Source organism: Streptomyces sp. NPDC008086, from assembly GCF_042957325.1.
Taxonomy (GTDB): Bacteria; Actinomycetota; Actinomycetes; order Streptomycetales; family Streptomycetaceae; genus Streptomyces.
In genome coordinates this window covers 259,294-276,596 of record NZ_JBIBIA010000002.1, presented here as the reverse complement: position 1 = coordinate 276,596, position 17,303 = coordinate 259,294, and the positions used below count along the sequence as shown (strand labels likewise).

Genomic DNA, 17,303 nt, shown 5'->3' with positions numbered 1-17,303 from the left:
AGGACGCGTCGGTTCGAGGCGGCGCGCCGTCGGCAGGATCGTGTCGGCGCCGTGCAGCAAGCTGCTGCGGACGCGCCCTGTCCGGCGCGCCGGCGCTTGGCAGTCTGGAACGCGTCGGACACGGACCGACACAACCGAACACCGACTGGGGGAAACACATGACTGTTGTCGTACGGGAGGACGCGCTGGACTTCTCCGCGCTGACCGACCGCGAGCGGGAGGTCCTGCTCCTGCTCGCCACGGGGGAGCAGAACCGCTGGCTCGCCCGCCGGCTGGGCATCGCGGAGCGCACGGTACGGGCCCACACCACCAGCATCGTGCGCAAGCTCGACCTCAAGTCGCGGTTCGAGGCGGCGATCGTCTCCCATCTGTACGCCGATGACATCAGGGGGGACGCGGGCGGCCACCGCGTGTGACAACTGCCGTATGTGAAGGGCCCCTCCGGCGGAAGCCGGAGGGGCCCTCGGTCGTTCCCCGGCGTGGTCAGCCGGGCAGCATCTCGCTCGCCGCCTCCACCGCGAGCATCCACATGGGCTGGGCGCCCGTGCCGAAGGCGGCGGCGAGGGCGTAGCCGACGACCACGTCCAGGGCCTCCGGCTCGACGCCCTCGCGCCACTCGGCGAGCACGCGTCCGTCGCCGTCGGAGGAGAAGTCACCGATGTGCTCGTCGTCCCGCAGCAGACGGCTGCCCGGGATGGAGTCGGGGACCAGGCGCCAGGTGTGGTCCGCGTGGCGGACGTCGACGCGGTAGGAGCGGCGGGTCAGCCGGCCCTTGGCGGGATCGATGACGGCCTCCTCGCCGTCCACGGTCAGCGTGAGCCGGTCCGCGTCCCGGGTGCCGATCGGGATGTGGTCGTCGGCCTCCGTCTCCGGCGCGCGCAGCAGTTCGACCCGGGGGACCGACTCGCCCTCGACGGTGACCTCGCCCGCCTCCATGTCGAGCCGGACCGTTATCGTGCCGAACCGCTCTTCCTCCGCGACGGTCTCGACGACGGGCTTCGGCTCGTACTCGTCGTCCTCGTACTCGTCGTGGTCGTCGTACTCGTCGTACGCGTGGGGGTCGTTCGCGTCGGTGGCCGCGGAGGCGGGTGCGGGTGCCGGGTCCTTCGGCATGGGATCTTCCTTTGCTTCTCTGTTTCTGACGGGTGGTCAGTTCGTCGTCGTCAGCTGGGTGGCCGCGAGGTCCCGGTAGAGCTCGTCCCTGCCCAGGAGTTCCCCGTGCCGACCATGGTCGCGTACCCGGCCGCCGGCCAGCAGCACCATGTGGTCGGCGGAGGTCACCGTGGAGAGCCGGTGGGCGATCAGCAGGACCGTGCAGTGTTCGGCGGCACGCTCCACGGTGTGCCGCAGCGCGGTCTCGCTCAGCCCGTCGAGGTGGGCCGTCGCCTCGTCGAGCAGCAGCACCTGCGGGCGGCGCAGCAGGGCGCGGGCGATGGCCAGCCGCTGGCGTTCGCCGCCGGACAGGGCGAGGCCACGGGCGCCGACATGGGTGTCGAGGCCCTCCGGGAGCCGGGCCACGAGGGAGTCGAGCAGGGTGTCCCGCAGGACCCGGTCGACCTCCTCGCCGGTGGCGTCGGGAGCGGCGTACAGCAGGTTCTCGCGCAGGGTGCCGGCCAGCATGGGGGTGTCCTGCTCCACGTACGCGATCCGGCGGCGCACCTCGGCGCGGCTGAGGCCGGCGATGTCGGTGCCGTCGAGCAGGATGCGGCCGCCGTCCACGTCGTAGAAGCGCTGGAGCAGGGAGAAGACGGTCGTCTTGCCGCTGCCGGACGGGCCGACGAGCGCGGTGACGGCGCCGGCCGGGGCGGTGAGGCTGACGTCGTCGAGGGTGGTGGCGCGGCCCTGGTAGGCGAACGTGACGTTCTCCAGGGTGACGCGGGGCGCCGGGCCGGTCGGGCGGGCGGGGGTCTCGTCCACGTCCGTCTCGATCTCCATGCGCTCCACCTCCTCGATCCGGGCGAGCGCGCCGAGGCCCTGCTGGAGGGAGGCCGTGCCGCCGACCAGGGAGAGCACCGGGCCGCCGAGGTTGAACAGGTAGAGCAGGAACGCGATCAGCGCGGCCAGGTCCAGCGCCCCGGTCGCGACCAGGGCGCCGCCGAAGCCGATGACCGCGAGGAACGAGGCCTGCACCACCAGCGCCGAGAGCACCGCGATCGTGGCCTGGTAGCGGGCGCCTGCCAGACCCGCCCGGTAGGCGTCCTCGGCGGCGGCCACGGCCCGCGCGGTCTCCGTCGCCTCGCCGCCGTTGGCCTTGACCGTGCGGGCGGCACCGAGCGAGCGGTCCAGCGCGGCGCCGATCTCGCCGACCGACGTCTGCGCCCGCGTGGTCACCCGGCGGATCCGCGGCATCACCACGCCCATGGCGACACCGACCACCAGCAGGACGCCGGAGGTGATGCCGAGCAGCGGCAGACTGGTCATGCCCATCAGGACGATGGTGGCGAGCAGATGGATGCCCCCGTCGAGCAGCTGGATGAGCCCGCTGGTCGCCGCGTGCTGCACGAGCGTGCTGTCGGAGGTCACCCGGGTCGTCAGGCCGCCGGGCTCGGTCTGGTCCAGCTCGGCGGTACGCAACCGGATCAGACGGTGGATCAGGCCCTTGCGGACCTGGAGGACGACCTTCTCGGCCGTGCGCTCGCTCACCAGGGCCTGGCTCCAGGTGAGGGCGATCGACACGGCCAGCAGGCCGAGCATGAGGAGGATCTCGTCGCCGAGGCCGCCGCCGGTCATGAGCGCCGTGAGCGCCGACTCGACGACCATCGGCTGGGCCAGCCCCGCCGCGCTGCCCGCGAGGGTCAGCGCCAGGACCAGCACGAGGACGCGCCGGTGCGGGCGCGCGTGGGCGAGCAGGGCCCGCAGCGGCGGCCGGGGCGCGGGCCGCGGGGCCTGGTTGGTTGATGAGTCAGGTGAGTTCACCCTGGTCTTTTTACGCGTACGGGCGGGGGCGGCGGTATTGGCGGATGCGGCAATGCCGTTTTCGGCCATGCCGGGCAGGTCATGCCTGGAGAGGTATTGCCTCGGGCGGTATTGCCTGGAGAGGTATTGCCTACGGCGGTCATGCCGCAACTGCCAATAGCGGACGGTCTTTTCGGTAGGTCATATTTCTCCTGTCCGCAGCGAACAGCGGCGGACGGAAAGCGGCCGGAAACCCAACGGCCGTAATCCACTTCGGTTATTCACCAAAGGGAGAGACTCATGCAGTCCACGCAGAACGAGATGGACCTGTTCGAGGGCTACACCGCCTACACCTCCGCCGAGGAGCTGGGCCTGTACGACGGCAAGGACGCCGCGCCCGCGTTCAGCCCGACCATCCCGTGGGCGATCCGCGCGACCATCATCACGGCCCGCTCCTCGCAGCAGTGCGCCGCGGCCCTGGGCTCGCTGACCGCCAAGACCATCGAAAACAAGTGCTGATCGGGTTCCCCGAGCAGTGACCCGCGGGGAGGGGCCGGCGCCGGCCAGCCGGTCCGGTCCCTCCCCGGGCAACCACACCACTTTCCGAGCTTTCCCAGGAGGACGCTCATGGAGGTCCCGGACCCCACCGGTGTCGCGGATCCCGGATTCCGCCGAGTGCTCCTCGTGGGCACCGGAGCGCTCAGCGTGGCATTCCTGCCCTTCTGGACCAACTGGCTGAACAACACGTTTCCGGAGATGGAGAAAAGGGTCGTGCTGACCCGTTCCGCCCGCCGGTTCGTCTCGGCGGACGCGATATCCACACTCTGTGGGAACAGGGTGGTCACCGACGACTGGAACGACGCGGAACCCGGCACCGCCCCGCATGTGGAACTGGCGGCCTGGCCCGATCTCGTCCTCGTCCACCCGGCGACGATGCACTTCCTGAGCCGGTACGCCCTCGGGCTCACCGACACCCCGCTGCTGTGCGCCCTGCAGTCCACCGCCGCCCTGGTCGGCGTGGCCCCCTCGCTGCCGCCCCGCGCCCAGCTGAGCCCCGTCGTGCAGGCGCACCTCGACGCCCTGCGGGCCCGCCCCGGTGTCGTCGTCGCGCCGACCGTGCCCGCGGTCAGCGCGAGCACCGGCGAACGCGAGGACGGCGGCTCGGTCCCGCTCTCGGAGCTGATGGGGCTGTGCGTGGGCGCGTACGCGCGGACACAGCGGGGGGAGGAGGAGTGACGGCGGCCGTCGGACAGCCGGTCACCCCTGCGCCGGCGTCCGCCCAGCCGGTCGCGGAGTACGGCACCGGTCTCCAGGTCACCCGCGTCACGCGTACCGCCGACGGGCGCTACGAGTGGTGGCACGGGCCGGGCGCGGACCGTGCCGGACCACTGACCGCGCCGCTCGTGCCGTACGTGCCCCGGGGTGCCTGTCTCGCCACCGCGCGCCTCGTGGGCGACGGCCTCGCCCATCTCGCCGACGGGCCGTACTCGGCCGCCGCCTGGCTACGGGACGCGCGCCCGCAGGCGCGGCTGCTGGTCGCGCACGCGCTGGCCGCCGCCGGCGCCGCGCTGCGTGCGCTGCACACGACGGACGCGCCCACCACCGACGTCCCGCCCGTGCTCGCACGCCTGCGGTCCTTCGTCGAGGGCCGGGACCCGCAGGCGCCCGAGCCCGCCGCCGTACGCCGGCTGCGTGAGCACGTCGTACGCGCCTGGGGGACCGCCCGGCTGGAACGGCTCCGCGCCTGGAGCGCCGAACTGGCCGCCCCCGGCGAGACGGTCCTCGTGCACGGCTTCGCCTCCCTCGGCGCGCTGGTCCCGCCCCTGCACCGGGGTCCGGTGGCGCTGCTGACCGGCGAGGACCTGGGGGCCGGCCGGCCCGAGCTGGACCTGGGCTGGCTGCTGGGCGACCTGGCGGAACTGGCCTGGGCGGTACCGGTGTTCGGGGACGGCGGCCAGGGTCCCGATCTGCCCGGCGTGCTGCTCGACGCGTACGGGCCCGGCGCGGACCGGGAGCTGGCGGCCCGGGCGGCGGTGCTGCGGATCGCCCTGCACATGCGGGACTTCGCCGCGTACCGCGGCTGGAGCGACGAACTCATCGACTACACCGCCTTCATCGCTGACCTGATCGACGAGGAGGGCCGCCGCGCGGTCCCCGGGGGAGCCACACCATGACCACCACGACGACCGAACGGCCGCCCACGCGGCAGCGCTACCGGCCCACCGAGCTGGAGACCGTGCCCGCCGTGAACGCGCTGCTGGAGCGGCTAGGCCTCGGCCGCCTCGACGCGGCGGCGGTCACCGCGTTCGGCGGCCGCAACGACAACTGGGCCGGGCCGACCACGACCGGCGAGCAGGTCTTCGTCAAGACGGTCGCCCTGACGCCGGACGGCGACTGCCCCGAACTCCAACGCGCCCTTAGCTTCGAGGAGTTGGCCGAGCGGCGATTGCCGTCGGGGTCGCCGCTGCGGTCGCCCGCGCTGCTCGGCGCGGACCGCGCGGCCGGGGTGACCGTGCACCGACTGGTGCCGGGGGCCCGTTCCGGGGCCGAACTGGCGCTGGACGGCGACTTCGACGACGAGCTGTGCCGTGCGGCCGGGCGGGCCGTCGGCGCCCTGCACGGGCTCGGCCCCGCCGAGGACGTGGACACCAGCGAGGCACCGCTGCCGCCGCTGGCCTGGCTGAAGGCCCTGCCGTGGAGCGCCGTCCAGGAGCGCAGCATGGCGCAGATCGCCGCCTGGCAGCTGGTCCAGGACGACACCGAGGTCGTCGCGGCGCTGCACCGGCTGCGGGACCTGGAGAAGACGGTGCCGCACGCGCCGACCCACTGCGACCTGCGCTTCGACCAGTTCATCCGGGCGCGGGAGGGCGCCGGGGACCTCTACCTGTGCGACTGGGAGGAGTTCCGGCTCGCCGACCCCGCGCGGGACGTGGGCGCGTTCGCCGGGGAGTGGCTCTTCCACGCCACCTACTCCGTGTTCGCGCCGACGGGCGAGGGCACGCCCCAACAGGAGGGCGGCACCCCCGGGTTCGGGCTGTCGCACGAGGAGATCGTGGCGCGCGGCTCGGCCAGTCTGCGCCGCCATCTGCCCCGGATCAGCGCCTTCTGGCAGGGCTATCTGGAGTTCCGTACCCCCGACGCCGGGCTGCCCGGACGGGCCGCCGCGTACGCCGGGTGGCACATGTTCGACCGGCTGATCGCCACGGCCGAGTCCCACGCCACCCTCAACCCGGTCGCCCGCGCGGCCGCCGGCATCGGCCGCACGGTCCTCCTCGGCCCGGAAGCCGCGGCACACACCCTCGGCCTGACGCCCGCGAGCGACGCGCACACGCCGCGCGGGTCGGCCGGCCCTCGTAACCTGCCCGCGTCGCCCCAGCCGAGCGGCACGTCGGCCGCCCGCACCCACCCGTACCGCCCGGGGCGGCACACAGGCCCGAGGGAAGAGGCGGCGCCGGACGGCCCGCGCCCGCCTCATGGCTCCACCGACCCCCATGGCCCGCCCGCGCCACTCAGGAACCGCGACACACAGGACTCGCACGCGCCGCGCGACGTGCGCGTCGAGACCGCCCGGAACGGGAGCACCCCCCGATGACCCTCGCCGTCCCCCCGCCCCACCCCCTCCTGGACCCCCCGGTACCGGACGCGTCCCCCGACGTCCGGTACCGGGGCCTCGCGCCCCGGCTGGCCGCCGCGCTCGACGCCGTCGCCGTCGCGCGGGGCGCCCGCGAGGCCACCGTCGCCGGGCGCACGGTGAGCGCCGACAGCCCGCGTGACCTGCGTGGGCGGCTCACCAACGCGCTGTACGAGGAACTCCACGCGGGCCGGCACCAGGGCGGTGCCCTGCCCGACGGGCCGCCGCCCCGGCGCACCCTGCGCGACCCCGCCCTGGAGGAGCGGCTCGCCGCGGCCGTGCCGCACCGGACCACGCCCACCCGGGGCCGCCTCGTCGAGGTGCTGTCGCGGCCGGACGGCGACCAGCTCGTCGTACGCCTCGCGGAGGTCACCGTGCGCGTCCCGGCCGACCGGCTGCTCGCCCCGGCCACGCCGCCCGCGCCCGGCGCGTACGTCGAACTCGCGCTGGAGGCCGCGCGGCCCGCGCTGTCCCCCGGGTTCTTCTACGTCATGGGCTCCCGCCCGCTGCCCCGCCCCGCCGGTGCCGTACGCCGGCTCTTCCTGCACGCGCGGGACGCGGACGCGGCCGTCGTGCTGTGGGGCGCGGCGCTCGACGCGCTGGAGACGGCGGGCGCCCGCTACCACGCGAAGGTGCTCTCCGACCCGCAGGACTTCCCGCGCCGCGACGCCGTCGTCGTGTACCTGCACGGCGACCACCTCCCCGGCGAGCGCGCGGTCGCGGCGGCCGTGGCCCCGCACGCCGGCACCCTGACCGGCCCCGCCACCTCGGTGTTCACCGAGGAACTCGCGCCCGGGGTGGCCGCCGCCTGGGACCCCGAGGACCCGCGCCCCGGCCAGAACGGCATGAGCTTCGGCCAGCACCGCGCCTTCGCCCTCGCCTCCGGACTCATCGCGCACGCCCTGGCCGACGGCCCGCACGCGCCCGCCGAGTTCGTCGTACGGGCCTTCCACGAGGCCGGAATCGACCCGCTGCACCCCCAGAACAACCTCGACACCCGCCCGGGAGACGCACGATGACCACGACGACCACCGAGGCCCCGGCCGACACCCCGGCGGACGCCGTGTCCGGCGGGCTCGGCACCGCCCTGACCACCGCCTACAGCGACGCGCTCGCCGAGGTGTACGACGAGATCTACCCCTCCACCCCGGACCTGGAGGACATCGCCGACTTCCTCCTCACCCTCACCGCGCCCGGGGCGAGCGTGCTCGAACTCGGCGTCGGCACCGGCCGGGTGGCGCTGCCGCTCACCGACAAGGGCTTCCGGGTGCACGGCGTCGACTCCTCCGAGGGCATGCTCGCCCGGCTCGCCGAGAAGGACCCCGGGGGCCGGATCACCCCCGTGCACGCCGACTTCGCCGCCCTCGACCTGGGCCGCACGTTCGACGTCGTCCTCGCGCCCTTCAACTCCCTGTGCTGCGCGGTCACCCCGGACGAGCAGATCGCCCTCGTGCACGCCGTGGCCCGGCACACCGCGCCGGACGGACACGTCGTGATCGAGACGTTCGACCCCAGCGACTACCACGTACAGAAGAAGAACGAGATCAGCACGTACCCGATCGCGGGGCGCGGCGCCATGATCGAGTCGATCGGGGTGCTGCCCGCCTCGCAGAACATGATGGTGCACAACACCCTCTTCCTCGACGGCGAGCCGCCCAAGTCCGCGACCACGGTGATGCGTTACCTGTGGCCGAGCGAGCTGGACCTGCTCGCCGGGATCGCTCGCCTGGAGCTGTCCGCCCGCTACTCCGGCTGGCGCGAGCAGCCCTTCGACGGGGGCGACAGCCGCAAGATGTGCGTCTCCGTGTACCGGCCGCTGCCGTGAGCCTCCGGCTGGACGGCGGCCTGCGGCTGGTCACCGAGGAGACCCCCGGACGCGGGCTCGTGGCCGTGGCCCTGACCGTGGCCGCCGGCGGCGGCGACGATCCAGCCGGCCGGCACGGCATGGCCCACCTCGTGGAGCACCTGATGTTCCCGCGCAACCAGTCGTCCGGATCCGCGTCCGGGTCCGCGTCCGGCGGGGACGACGACTCCTTCGTCGCCCTCGTCCAGGAGGTGGGCGGCATGTGCAACGCCGAGACCCACCGCGACCACACCGTCTTCCACACCGTGGTGCCCGCCGACGCGCTGCCCGACATCCTCGCCCACGAGGCCCGCCGGCTGCTGCGCTTCGAGCCGTCGCCCGCGACCGTGCGCTCCGAGGTGGCCGTCATCGGCGAGGAGATCCGCGCCGCCGGGTCCGGCAGCCGCCTGTGGGACACCGTCCTCACCGCCCTCCACCCCGGCGCCCGGGACGCCTACGGCACCACGACGGACCTGCGCGACGCCACGGTCGGGGAGGCGGAGACGTTCTTCCGCCGCCACTACCGCCCCGAGCGGGCCGTGCTGTCCGTGGTCGGGGACGTGGACGCCGGGCTGGTGGGGGAGCTGGTGGAGCGGGAGTTCGGGGCGTGGGGCCGAGAGGCGTGCGACCGAGAGGCTCGGGATCCCGGGCCGGCCGATGCGTCCGATCAGGTCGTACGGCGGGAGCTCGGCGGGGACGAACCCCGGCCCGCCATCCCGTACGGAAGGAACGGCGTCGCCGTCGGACACGCCCTGGCCGATCCACGCCAGGGGCTCGGCCCGTACCTCGCCCAGGTCGTCCTCTGCGAGCTCCTGCGCCGCGAGCGGCTGCGGCGGCTGGTCGCCGAGCGCGGGGCCGTGGACGCGGCGAGCGTGATGTGCGGCTACCAGGGGCAGTGGCTCGCCTCGGCCGCCCCCGACCTCGCGCTCGTCCTGCTCGGCCGGGCACCCGGCATCGGCACCGAGGAAGCCGTCGGCCGGTGGCTGGACGCCCTCGCCGCGGTGGCGGCCGCACCGCCGAACGGGCCCGAACTGCGCCGCGCGGTGACCGTGTTGCGCGCCGCCTGTCACCGCCAGGCCGACTCGCTCACCGCCCGCGCGGTCACCCACGGCCGGGCCGCGCTGCTCTTCCCGGGGGACAGCGAGGGTGCGGGACCCGACGCCCTGCCCCGCCACCTGGCCGCCGTCACCGCCGCCGACGTGTCGTCCGCCGCCCGCGCCCTGCTCGCCGCACCCCGAACCGTCCACACCCTGGAGGGAGTCGCCCCATGACGGTCGCCTCGCCGCCCCGCCCGGCGCCACGGCGGCCCGCCGCCCGCGAGACCCTCCGCACGGTCCTGCCGAACGGCCTGGACACCGCCCTCGTGCACGTGCCGGGCGCCCCGCTCGCCGAGCTGCGGCTCGTCCTGCCGTACGCCCGCACCGAACCCGCACTGCGCCCCGCGCAGGACCTGCTCGCGGCCCGTCTCGGCACCGCCACGACCCTCCGCGACCGGCAGGCCGTGGCCGACCGGGCGGCCGACCTCGGGGCGGAGTTCAGCACCGTGGTGACCGCCGAGCAGCTGGTGCTGTCGGTGAGCGTGCCGGGGGAGGAGCTGCCGGGCGCGCTGGAGCTGCTGGCCGAGCTGCTGCTGCGCCCGGCGTACGGGCCGACCGCGCCCGTGGTGACCGGCCCCGCGGCACAGCCGCCCCCCGGCCCCCGCACCCGTCTGCGCCGGGCCCAGCTCCGCCATGCCTTCGGCGGCCCGCACCCCCTGGTCGACGACGCCCCCGGCACCGCAGCACGGGAGGAGGTCGACCTGCTCGACCTGCACCACCGGGTGATCGTCCCCCGGGGAGCCGTGCTCCTGGTGCTGGGCGGCGAGTCCCCGCAGCGCGTACTGACGCGGGTGCGCGAGGAGTTGGGCGCGTGGTCCGGCGGTCCGTCCGGACTGCACCTGCCGCCCTTCCCACGCCGTGAACCCACCCCGGGACGGCTCGCCCTGCACGACCCGTCCACCGACCAGGCACTGCTGCTCACCGCCGGCCCGGCCGTCCCCGCCCCCGACCCCGCGCACACCGCGCTGCACCTGGCCCAGATCGTCCTCGGCGGCCACGCCTCCTCGCGGCTCACCCGGCGGCTGCGCGAGCGGCACGGGCTTGCGTACGCCGTCGACGCCCGGATCCGGCAGAACCGCGCCGGCTGCTGGCTGGAGATCGACTGCGCCGGCGCCCCCGGCACCGGGCACCGGCTCGCCGAGGAGGTCACCGGCTGTCTCGCCGAGCTGGCCGAGGCCGGGCCCACGCCCCGGGAGGCGTACCGCGCCCGCCGGTACGCGGCCGGGTTCACCCGTTTCGCCCTCGCCACCCGGGCGGAGGAGGCCAGCGCCCTCGCGGGCTTCGCTGCGGGCGGCCTGGACCTGGACTGGCTGACCCGCTACCCGGACGCGCTGGCCGAGGTGACGGACGCCCACATCGCGCAGGCGGCCGCGCGGTTCCTGGCCCCGGCCCGCACGTTGGTGGCCACCCTCGACCACACCGCCGACCCCGCACCGGCGCCCGAAGGACTCACACCGTGACCGCACCCGCACCCGCACCCCCGGCCGTCCTCTACCCCCTCCAGCCCGACCACCCTGAACTGGTCGCACCCTTCGCCGAGTTGGTGGCACGCACCGGCGCCCGTCGCCTCTGGCTGTGCCAGTCCTTCCGGGCGGAACCGCACCAGGTGCTGGCCCACCTCGCGGGCATGGGCCACACCGTGCCGGTGGGCACGGCGGTCACCCTGATGCCGCTGCGGCACCCGTACGAGGCCGCGCTCCAGGCGCGTTCCCTGGCGCTGCTCACCGGGCAGCCGGTCGTCGCCGGATACGGCATCGGCACCCCGGAGTTCGCGAGCGGTCTCGCCCCCGAGCCGTACCGCAGCCCGCGCACGGCGGTCGGGGAGTACGTCACCTCCGTACGGGCCCTGCTGGCCGGCGAGAGCGTGGCGCACGACGGCCCGTACCACCGACTCCACGCCACCCTGCCGCCGGTCGGCCCGCACGCGCCGGTGGAGGTGGGCGCCGGGGTGCTCAGGCCCGGCATGGCCCGTACGGCCGGTGCGACCGCGGACGTGGCGATCACCTGGATGACCCCGCCGGACTACGTACGCCGCACCCTCGCACCCCGGTTGGCCGCCGGTGCCGCCGAGGCGGGCCGCGCCACGCGCCCCCGCATCGCCACGGCGGTCCACGTGGCCGTGAGCCGCCCCGGCCGCGACCCGCGCCGCCTGGCGGAGGCCGCCGCGGGCACCCATCTGCGCGCCCCGCACTACGCCGACATGCTGCGCCGCGCGGGCGTCGACCTCGACGCACCCGACCCCGCGGCCGAACTACTGCGCGCCGACGTCGTCGTCACCGGCACCCCGAGCGAGATCGCCGCGACCCTCGCGACCTACCACGCGGCCGGCGTCGACGAGATCCTCCTCAATCCCACGGCCGTCCTGCTCACCGAGGGCGTCCACGCGGCGGTGAGAGATCTGGAGGAGATCGTCGGGGCGATGCGGTAGCCAGGCCTGGGCCGGGCCTGCGACGCCTCAGAGGAGGTCCGGGCGGATCTTCCACGGATGCGCGGCGGCCGTCTCCGTGCCGTCCGCGAGGACCCCGACGACGCGGTAGTAGGAGACGGAACCCAGCGGCTGGGTGGTGTCGTTGTAGGTCTGGTAGTAGGCCGTGGTCGGGGAGACCGTGCCCAGCAGGTCGTAGGTCTGGGTCCCGGGGTTCCAGCGGCTCACCCGGTACTCGGTGACCTGGGCGCAGACGTCGCCGGAGCAGTGCCACTCGATCGGCTTCGCCGCCTCGGCGACCGTCCAGCCTCCGCCGCCGTACAGCGGGCCGCCCGCCTCGAAGTCCTTGCCGATCGGCTCGGCCGGGACGATGTTCAGCTCCGTGGCGGTGACGACGGGGATCGACGGGTCGGTCGCGGAGAGTTCGTTGCCCCACACGTCCTCGGCGATGACCGTGTAGACGTAGGTCTCGCCGTCCGGGATGTCGATGCAGAGCATGGCCAGCGGGTCCTCGGCGTTGTCCACGCAGTGCGCCAGCTCGCCGATCCACTTCACGGTGCCGTCGTCCTGCCGTACCCCGCGCAGCGCGCGGTAGGAGGCGATGTCGTCGTCGGCCGGGGTGTTCCAGCGCAGCTCCGTGCCGTCGGCGCGGGGCGTGGCCGTCAGGCCGGTGAGGGGGAGTGGGGCGGTGCGGTCGGAGGTGGTGACGGTGACCGGGTTGGAGGGCGCGGAACGGTTGTCCTGCCAGTCGTTGATGGCGACGGCGTAGGTGTAGGTGGTGCCGAATTCGAACTCCTCGTCGGCGCACCCGAAGGAGTACTCGCCGGCGGCGCTGTTGAGCGTCGTGTTCACGTCGCAGGGCACGGCCACCGCGTCCGCGCCCAGCGTGGTGCCGGGCGAGCGCAGCACCGTGAAGTAGGCGTCGTTGTTGATCTCGTCGGAGAGGCGGCCCTCCGGCATGGTCCAGTGCAGCCGCACCGCGTCGTAGGTGGCCGTCGCCCGCAGGTTCTGCGGTGCGTCCGGCGGCGTGCGGTCGATGCCGTCGGAGGTGACGGGCGTCGAGTACGCGCCCGCGTTCCCGGCCGTGTCCAGGGCCCGGACCAGGTAGGTGTGCTTCGTCTCGTCGTGACCCACGTGGTGGACGAAGGAGGTCCCGGTCTGCTGCTTGAGCAGGGTCAGGGAGCCGGTGGCCTGGTCCTTCTCGAAGAGCTCGTAGGAGACCGCCTCCGGCGCGGCGTCCCACTCGATCATCATGCCCCACAGGTCGCCGTGCGCGGTGAGCCCCGTGGGCGCGGCCGGGCCGGTGCGGTCGACGGTGGTGACGGGCTGGTCGGTGCTGCCGCCGGAGACGTTGCCGGCCTTGTCCTGGGCGCGGACCTCGTAGTAGTACGTCTCGCCGGTCGCCGGCGGGGTGTCCGTGTACGAGGTGGCGGCGGAGGTGGCCGTCGCGAGCGGCTTGCCCGGATACGCGGCGCCCTTGAGGCGGCGGTAGACCTGGTACCCGGCGAGGTCCATCTCCTTGTTCTTCGCCCAGGTGAGCTTCGCCCGGCCGGTGGCCTTGTCGTACGTCACCGAGGTGCCGGCCGGGGTGAGCGGCTTGACCTTGTCGACGGTCGCCGACGTGCGGGGCGTGTAGCCGAACTTGACCCGGGCGCTGCCGGTCCAGTTGACGTAGTCGACGCGCAGGGTGTGCTTGCCGGACGGGATGGTGACGTTGACCGTCTTGGACACGGTCGTGGAGGTGTTCTTCCACAGGTCGACCTTGCGGCTGCCGTCGACGTAGACGCGGACGCCGTCCAGCCCGGAGGCGGCCAGCGAGAACGGGCCGCCGGAGCCGAAGTCCCGGGTGACCGTCCAGCGGACGCCGAAGTTGTCCCTCGGCAGTCCGGAGACCGGGGCGCCGCTCCAGCTCTGGTCGATGGCGTTGTCGCAGTCGGTCTTCTTGGGAGTACCGGAGAAGGCGGTGTTCGCGAAGAACTGCCGCTTGAAGACCGGCGACGTGCAGGTCACGGCGGCGGACGCGGGCGTGGCGAGGGCCGTGAGCAGGCCGCCCGTGGTGGCGAGCACGACGGCGGTCGCGGTGGCCGCGGTCGTACGTCTGACTGGGTTCATGCGGTCCTTCAGTCCTGTTCGGCGACGGCGGTGATCAACCGTCGCCGAACAGGACCAGCAGCTACACCGTTTGGTTGTACGGCCGCGGCGGGTGGGTCAGGCCGCGGGTGCGGTGACCGCCCAGTCCGCCGCGGGGAGCGACTCCGTGCCGTCCGTCGCCACCGCGGTCACCCAGTAGTACGACGTGGTGCCGCGCTCGGCTCCGGTGTCGAAGTACTCGAACCCGCCGGCGCCGGTGTCGGCGATCTTCTCGTAGGCGGAGCTGTCCGGGTTCCAGCGGTAGAGGCGGTAGCCGCCCGCGGCCTCGGGCGCGTCCTCGCCGAGCCCGCTCCAGGTCAGCCGGTTGCCCTCGGCACCCTCGGCCGGAGTCGCCTCCAGCGTCAGCAAAGAGCCGTCCGGCGTCGCGACGGCCGGAGTCGTGTCCAGCTCCGTCGCGACCACGATCTGGGCCTCGCCGGTCCACCGGAAGGAGGAGTTCCCGGCGTCGTCGATGGCGTCGACGATGAAGCAGCTCTCCTCGCCGTCGGGGAGGACGGCGTAGTCGTACGAGGTGGTGTCCGCCGACACGTGGAAGCCGGGGTACAGGGAGCAGACCTTCTCCTCCTCGTCGCCGAGGAGCTCGCCCCGGCGGACCGCGTAGCTCGCCAGGTCGGCGGTCGGGTTGGCGTCCCAGCGCACCCGGAAGCCGTACTCGGTCGGCGTGACGGTCACCCCGGTGACGGCGGACGGCGGGGTGATGTCCCGGCGCTTGCCGCTGACGGCGACGGACCGGGCGGACTCGTTGCCGGCCGCGTCCAGGGCGGTCACCCGGTAGTAGTAGGTCGTGTCCTCCACGGCCGAGGTGTCCAAATGGGAGACCTGGGCGGTGCTGCCCACCCGCGTGTACGTGCCGCTCGTGCTCGACGCCCGGTACACCCGGTACGACGCCGCGCCCTCGACCGCGCTCCAGCCGACCCGCAGCCCCTCCTCCTCGGAGGCGGTGGTCGGTGCGGCGGGCACGGCGGGAGCGGTGCGGTCGGCGGTGGTGACGAGCTGGTCCGCCGTACCGGCCGACTCGTTGCCCGCCTTGTCGTAGGCGCGGACCTCGTAGTAGTACGCGGCCCCGGTCACCGGCAGCGTGGCGTCGGTGTGGGTGGTGGAGGCGGTCGTCACCAGCGGGGTGACGCCGTACGCGGCGCCCTTGAGGCGGCGGTAGACGCGGTACCCGGCGAGGTCCATCTCCTTGTTCTTCGCCCAGGTGAGCTTCGCCCGGCCGGTGGCCTTGTCGTACGCGACCGTGGTGCCGGTCGGGATGAGCGGCCTGACCTTGTCGACGGTCGCCGAGGTGCGGGGGGTGTAGGCGAACTTGACGTTCGCGGTCCCGGTCCAGTTGGCGAAGTCGACGCGCAGGGTGTGCTTGCCGGCGGGGACGGTGACGTTGACCGTCTTCTTGGCGGTCGTCGACACGTTCTTCCACAGGTCGACCTTGCGGCTGCCGTCGAGGTAGACGCGGATGCCGTCCTGGGCGGAGGCGGCGAAGGAGAACGGGCCGCCGGAGCCGAAGTCCCGGGTCACGGTCCAGCGGACGGAGAAGTTGTCCTTCGGCAGGCCCGAGGCCGGGGCGCCCGTGCCCCAGTTCTGGTCGATCGCGGTGTCGCAGTCCGTCCTCTTCGCGGTGCCCGAAAAGGTGGTGTTCGCGTAGAACTGCCGTTTGAAGACGGGCGCGGCACAGGTCACGGCGGCGGACGCGGAGGGGGCCGTCGTGAGCAGCGTGCCCGCGGTGGCGAGCACGACCGTCGTCGCGGCCGCGGCGGTCGTGCGTCTGGCTGGGTTCATTCGATCCTCTGGTCGAGTACGGGACAGCGCTGAGCGAGCTGTCGTGATCACGACTCGCGAGGTATGACGTTGGTTGTGCAGTTCTCAACCGGTTCCTTGATCGATTTTTGGTGGAGGGGTTGTAGCGGGCGTTTGGAGACGTTCCGTCATGTCTTTACATTGCAGCGGAGCGTGGTGTTGCGCACTCGTTAAGTAGTTCCGCTTGACGGTGGGGGTTGTCGGCGCGTTGTCTTTTCAGACATCTGGGCGCAATGGCGCGCCCGTGTCCCGAAGGCACCAGAAGTGAGCTCCTGTATGCGTCCCTTGCGCCCCCTGCGCCGTACCGCCACCGCGGTGGCCGCCGCGTCCACGATGACCCTCTCGCTGGCCGCGTGCGGGGCACTGGGCGTCACCGGGGGCAGCAGTGAGGCGAGCCCGACCAAGGGCGACGACATCACCGTGGGGCTGCTGCTGCCGGAGACGGCGAACACGCGCTACGACAAGTTCGACTTCCCCATCATCCGGAACAAGGTCCTGGAGCTCACCGACAAGCAGGGCCGGGTCGTCTACAAGAACGCCGACGCGGACGCCACGAAGCAGGCGAGCCAGCTCCAGCAGATGATCAACGACCAGGTCGACGTGATCCTGCTGGACGCCGTCGACGCGCACGCCATCGCCTCCGGCGTCAAGAAGGCCAAGGACGCCGGGATTCCGGTCATCGCCTACGACCGGCTGGCCGAGGGTCCGATCGACGCCTACGTCTCCTTCGACAACGAACTGGTCGGCGAGGTCCAGGGCCGCTCGCTGCTGGAGGCCATGGGCGGCTCGTCCGTCGACTCGTCCGACAAGATCGTGATGATGAACGGCTCGCCCACCGACCCGAACGCCAAGCAGTTCAAGGCCGGCGCGCTCTCCGAGCTCAAGGGCACGGTCGGCATAGCCAAGTCCTACGACACCAAGGACTGGAAGCCGGAGAATGCCGAGGCCAACATGGCCCAGGCCATCGAGGACGTCGGCGTCAACAACATCAAGGGCGTCTATTCCGCCAACGACGGCATGGCCGGCGGCATCATCAAGGCCCTGGAGGCCGCGGGCGTCACCGAGCTGCCGCCGATCACCGGTCAGGACGCCGAACTCGACGCGGTCCAGCGGATCGTGGCCGGCGAGCAGTACATGAGCGTGTACAAGTCGTACCCCCAGGAGGCCGAGAGCGCCGCGGAGATGGCCGTGGCCAAGGTCCAGGGACACGACATCCAGTTCGACTCCCTCACCCAGGACCAGGTCGACAGCCCGACCGACAAGGGCGTCCCGGCGCTGCTGGTCCCCGTGGTCGCGCTGACCCAGAAGAACATCAAGCAGACCGTCGTCGCCGACGGGATCTACAAGCTGTCGGAGATCTGCACGACCAAGTACAAGGTGGCGTGCTCGCAGATCGGCCTCAGCAAGTAGGGAGCAGGCAAGGGAGCAAGCAGGGCCCGCCGCTCTCGCGAGAGCGGCGGGCCCTGG

15 protein-coding genes are annotated in these 17,303 nt (G+C 73.3%); 11 read left to right on the top strand and 4 right to left on the bottom strand.

The window, feature by feature from the left end; all coding sequences use genetic code 11:
• The first annotated feature begins 158 nt into the window (after nucleotides 1-158).
• A complete protein-coding gene (locus tag ACFZBP_RS07205) occupies nucleotides 159-416 on the top strand; it encodes a helix-turn-helix transcriptional regulator (RefSeq protein WP_383456325.1) in 258 nt (85 codons plus the stop codon).
• Between the two features lie 67 nt (nucleotides 417-483).
• On the opposite strand, the gene ACFZBP_RS07200 is transcribed toward ACFZBP_RS07205, so the two are convergent.
• Nucleotides 484-1,113: a hypothetical protein gene (locus ACFZBP_RS07200; RefSeq protein WP_383456329.1), complete on the bottom strand. Its 630-nt coding sequence runs from the start codon at nucleotides 1,111-1,113 to the stop codon at nucleotides 484-486.
• A 36-nt stretch (nucleotides 1,114-1,149) separates the two neighbouring features.
• Nucleotides 1,150-2,916 carry an ABC transporter ATP-binding protein gene (locus ACFZBP_RS07195; protein ID WP_383456332.1) on the bottom strand — a complete coding sequence of 589 codons (1,767 nt, stop codon included), beginning with the start codon at nucleotides 2,914-2,916 and terminating at the stop codon, nucleotides 1,150-1,152.
• 279 nt (nucleotides 2,917-3,195) lie between these two features.
• Between ACFZBP_RS07195 and lxmA the strand changes: the two genes are divergently transcribed.
• The 9 genes from lxmA to lxmJ all read left to right on the top strand — a co-directional run bounded on the left by lxmA (nucleotide 3,196) and on the right by lxmJ (nucleotide 11,894).
• Nucleotides 3,196-3,414, top strand: a complete 219-nt coding sequence (gene lxmA / locus ACFZBP_RS07190) for a lexapeptide family class V lantibiotic (protein ID WP_234767991.1) — start codon at nucleotides 3,196-3,198, stop codon at nucleotides 3,412-3,414.
• 108 nt (nucleotides 3,415-3,522) lie between these two features.
• Entirely contained in the window at nucleotides 3,523-4,131 is a 609-nt protein-coding gene (gene lxmD / locus ACFZBP_RS07185; RefSeq protein ID WP_391410751.1) for a peptide terminal cysteine decarboxylase LxmD, read from the top strand.
• On the top strand, nucleotides 4,128-5,069 hold the full coding sequence (locus ACFZBP_RS07180; protein ID WP_391410749.1) for a hypothetical protein: 942 nt from the start codon (nucleotides 4,128-4,130) through the stop codon (nucleotides 5,067-5,069). Before lxmD ends, ACFZBP_RS07180 begins: the two co-directional genes overlap by 4 nt.
• Complete coding sequence (gene lxmK / locus ACFZBP_RS07175; RefSeq protein ID WP_391410747.1) at nucleotides 5,066-6,487, top strand: class V lanthionine synthetase subunit LxmK; 1,422 nt, start codon at nucleotides 5,066-5,068, stop codon at nucleotides 6,485-6,487. The genes ACFZBP_RS07180 and lxmK overlap by 4 nt, the downstream gene beginning before the upstream one ends.
• Nucleotides 6,484-7,545: a T3SS effector HopA1 family protein gene (locus ACFZBP_RS07170; RefSeq protein WP_391410745.1), complete on the top strand. Its 1,062-nt coding sequence runs from the start codon at nucleotides 6,484-6,486 to the stop codon at nucleotides 7,543-7,545. The genes lxmK and ACFZBP_RS07170 overlap by 4 nt, the downstream gene beginning before the upstream one ends.
• Nucleotides 7,542-8,351 carry a methyltransferase domain-containing protein gene (locus tag ACFZBP_RS07165; protein ID WP_391410743.1) on the top strand — a complete coding sequence of 270 codons (810 nt, stop codon included), beginning with the start codon at nucleotides 7,542-7,544 and terminating at the stop codon, nucleotides 8,349-8,351. The genes ACFZBP_RS07170 and ACFZBP_RS07165 overlap by 4 nt, the downstream gene beginning before the upstream one ends.
• On the top strand, nucleotides 8,348-9,640 hold the full coding sequence (locus tag ACFZBP_RS07160; protein ID WP_391410741.1) for an insulinase family protein: 1,293 nt from the start codon (nucleotides 8,348-8,350) through the stop codon (nucleotides 9,638-9,640). Before ACFZBP_RS07165 ends, ACFZBP_RS07160 begins: the two co-directional genes overlap by 4 nt.
• Nucleotides 9,637-10,926: an insulinase family protein gene (locus tag ACFZBP_RS07155; protein WP_391410739.1), complete on the top strand. Its 1,290-nt coding sequence runs from the start codon at nucleotides 9,637-9,639 to the stop codon at nucleotides 10,924-10,926. Before ACFZBP_RS07160 ends, ACFZBP_RS07155 begins: the two co-directional genes overlap by 4 nt.
• Nucleotides 10,923-11,894 carry a F420-dependent peptide dehydroalanine reductase LxmJ gene (lxmJ, locus tag ACFZBP_RS07150; RefSeq protein WP_391410737.1) on the top strand — a complete coding sequence of 324 codons (972 nt, stop codon included), beginning with the start codon at nucleotides 10,923-10,925 and terminating at the stop codon, nucleotides 11,892-11,894. The genes ACFZBP_RS07155 and lxmJ overlap by 4 nt, the downstream gene beginning before the upstream one ends.
• Nucleotides 11,895-11,921: 27 nt before the next feature.
• Here lxmJ and ACFZBP_RS07145 read toward each other — a convergent pair whose 3' ends face one another.
• Both ACFZBP_RS07145 and ACFZBP_RS07140 read right to left on the bottom strand, forming a co-directional pair.
• Nucleotides 11,922-14,003, bottom strand: a complete 2,082-nt coding sequence (locus ACFZBP_RS07145; protein WP_391410735.1) for a PA14 domain-containing protein — start codon at nucleotides 14,001-14,003, stop codon at nucleotides 11,922-11,924.
• Between the two features lie 96 nt (nucleotides 14,004-14,099).
• Complete coding sequence (locus ACFZBP_RS07140; RefSeq protein ID WP_391410733.1) at nucleotides 14,100-15,818, bottom strand: PA14 domain-containing protein; 1,719 nt, start codon at nucleotides 15,816-15,818, stop codon at nucleotides 14,100-14,102.
• 294 nt (nucleotides 15,819-16,112) lie between these two features.
• On the opposite strand from ACFZBP_RS07140, the gene ACFZBP_RS07135 reads away from it, so the two are divergent.
• On the top strand, nucleotides 16,113-17,246 hold the full coding sequence (locus ACFZBP_RS07135; RefSeq protein WP_391410731.1) for a substrate-binding domain-containing protein: 1,134 nt from the start codon (nucleotides 16,113-16,115) through the stop codon (nucleotides 17,244-17,246).
• Nucleotides 17,247-17,303: the final 57 nt, after the last annotated feature.